The organism is Micromonospora sp. 15K316 (genome assembly GCF_004348525.1).
Classification (GTDB): domain Bacteria; phylum Actinomycetota; class Actinomycetes; order Mycobacteriales; family Micromonosporaceae; genus Micromonospora.
The window spans coordinates 1-2,407 of sequence record NZ_SMKG01000383.1 but is presented as its reverse complement, the minus strand read 5'-3'; the positions used below and the strand labels follow the sequence as shown (position 1 = coordinate 2,407).

The window sequence follows — 2,407 nt, the reverse complement described above, 5'->3', positions numbered from 1 at the left end:
GTGACCAGTGGGGCGATCGAGCTGAGCGCGGTGACCAGGAAGACGGGAGGGACGTCGAAGGCGGCGAGGAGCCGTTCGCGGGGCGTGAGGTCGGTGCGGTCGAACACGCCGGACAGAACGGAGGGGTCGAACCGGCGCAGGTACTCGGCGACGAGTTCGTCCTTGCCGGTGAAGTGCTGGTAGGCCGTGCGCTTGGACACCTGGGCCGCCGCGCAGAGCTGGTCCATGCCGGTGCGATTGATGCCCTGCTCGCGGAACAGCTGCTGGGATGCGCTGAGGATGCGCTCGCGGGCACCCCGGCCGCGGCGGCGGCCCTGGGGGCCCTTCTCCAGCTCCGTCACGGGTCTATGGTACCTCAGCTCGGTAACGACCGGTGTACATAGTTTGCGCCCCGGCCGCCCACCCCGTACCGTAAGCACACAGGGCGGTGTACATAACGTCGTTGCCCCGGGTGTGCACGGCACCACCTACCCAAAGGAGCGATCGTGGGAAAGCTTGACGGCAAGGTAGCGGTCATCACTGGCGGCACCACCGGCATGGCGCTGGCCGGCGCGAAGCTGTTCGTCGACGAAGGAGCGCACGTCTTCATCACCGGCCGCCGCCAGGATGCCCTGGACGAGGCCGTGAAGCAGATCGGCCGCAACGTCACCGGCGTCCAGGGCGACGCCGCCAACCTGGACGACCTGGACCGCCTGTACGACACCGTCAAGCGGGAGAAGGGCAGCCTCGACGTACTGTGGGCCAGCGCCGGCGGCGGCGAGCCCGCCCCGCTCGGCGAGATCACCGAGGCCCAGTTCGACGCCTGGTTCGGGCTCAACGCCCGGGGCACCCTGTTCACCGTCCAGAAGGCCCTTCCGCTCTTCAACGACGGCGGCTCCATCCTCATGACCGGCTCGAACGCCTCCCTCGGCGCCTTTCCCGGCTGGAGCCTCTACGCCGGCAGCAAGGCCGTCCAGCAGGCCTGGGCCCGCGTCTGGCTCAACGAACTGCGCGACCGCAAGATCCGGGTCAACGTCCTGACCCCGGGCCAGGTCGCCACCGCCAAGCAGGAAGAACTCTTCGACGAGGCCACCAAGCGCCAGTTCGAGTCCCTCATCCCCCGCGGCCAGATGGGTCGCCCCGAAGAAATCGCCACCGTCGCCCTGTTCCTCGCCTCCGACGACTCCAGCTACGTCAACGGCCTGGAGCTGGTCGCCGACGGCGGCACCACCGCCATCTGAACGACGCACCAGGAATGCCGTGGTCACACCGCAGAACAACCCGACTACCGGCGGAAGACGACGAGCCGGAGGTGCCGGGAGAGGCGCGGCAGCTGGCCCAGAAACGTCGTGGCGGACGCCCTGCGCCGATCGGCACGAACGACAGAGCGACACCCGAGAACAGGAAGAGAGCACACCTGATGAGCAGCATCACCCTCATCGGTACGGGCAACATGGCCCGTACCATCGGCACGCTCGCGGTGGCGGGTGGCAACACCGTCGAGGTCATGGGACGCGACCAGTCCAAGGCCGATGACCTGGCGAAGGCTCTGGGCGGCGGCGCGACGACGGGCAAGTGGGGCGCTGTCCCGGCCGGGGACATCGTCATCACGGCCCTGTTGTACGACGGTGTCGTTCCGGTCGTCGCCGAGTACGGAGACGCCCTCGCGGGCAAGGTCATCGTCGACATCAGCAACCCCTTCAACGCCACATTCGACGGACTGGCCCACAGCGGGGAGACCTCGATCGCGCAGGAAGTCGCCAAGGTGGCCCCGGCCAGCGCCGACGTGGTGAAGGCATTCAACACCATCTTCCGAAATGTCCTGGAGAAGGGCCGGCCCAACGTCTTCATCGCGGGCGACAACGCGCAGGCCAAGGCGGGCGTGGCGGCATTCATCGAGAGCCTCGGGCTGCGCCCGCTGGACGTCGGCGGCCTGAAAATGGCGCACTGGCTGGAAGGAGTGGGCGTGGTCACGGTGGGCCTTGCCGGCAACGGGGTCGGCCACTGGGACTTCGCCCTCGGCGTCGACGAATTCACCGGCTGAGCGGAGGGGCCGAGCAGTCGGCGAACAGGGAGCTGTGCGCCCTGACAATTGAAACCGGCCGCTGTTGACGGGGCGAGCGGCCGAGGAGCTGATCGGGAACTGCCGACCGGTTTCCGCGGCGGTGGTCGGCAACGAGTCAGCGAAGGCCGCGGTCGATGTCGCGTTGCGCGAACCTGTCGATGGGCCTTTTTCATCCTGCGTAGCGGTTGGCTTCGACGTGGTGCAGAACGAGGATGGCCTGCACGATCGGAGTCGCTCGCCGTGGGCAGCAGCGCAGCTTGTTCAGGATCTTCCAGGTCTTGAGGGTGGCGATCGCCCGTTCGCCGCGGGCGCGGATTTTCGCGTGGGCGCGGTTCACGGCCTTCTGCCGGCGTGAGAGCTTCG

The 2,407-nt window shown here is 68.1% G+C and carries 4 protein-coding genes; 2 read left to right on the top strand and 2 right to left on the bottom strand.

Annotation, left to right across the window (positions count from 1 at the left end; translation table 11 throughout):
• On the bottom strand, positions 1-341 hold a 341-nt coding region (locus E1211_RS31700; RefSeq protein WP_132353863.1), incomplete at its 3' end, for a TetR/AcrR family transcriptional regulator.
• A 144-nt stretch (positions 342-485) separates the two neighbouring features.
• Between E1211_RS31700 and E1211_RS31695 the strand changes: the two genes are divergently transcribed.
• Together E1211_RS31695 and E1211_RS31690 are read left to right on the top strand one after the other, a co-directional pair.
• Complete coding sequence (locus tag E1211_RS31695) at positions 486-1,220, top strand: SDR family NAD(P)-dependent oxidoreductase (protein WP_132353860.1); 735 nt, start codon at positions 486-488, stop codon at positions 1,218-1,220.
• Positions 1,221-1,399: 179 nt separating this feature from the next.
• Positions 1,400-2,023 (top strand): NADPH-dependent F420 reductase, encoded by a 624-nt coding sequence (locus E1211_RS31690; RefSeq protein ID WP_132353858.1) that lies wholly within the window; start codon positions 1,400-1,402, stop codon positions 2,021-2,023.
• Positions 2,024-2,213: 190 nt separating this feature from the next.
• Here the strand turns inward: E1211_RS31690 and E1211_RS31685 are convergent.
• Positions 2,214-2,407: transposase family protein (locus E1211_RS31685; RefSeq protein ID WP_165947264.1), on the bottom strand; the 194-nt coding region annotated here is incomplete at its 5' end.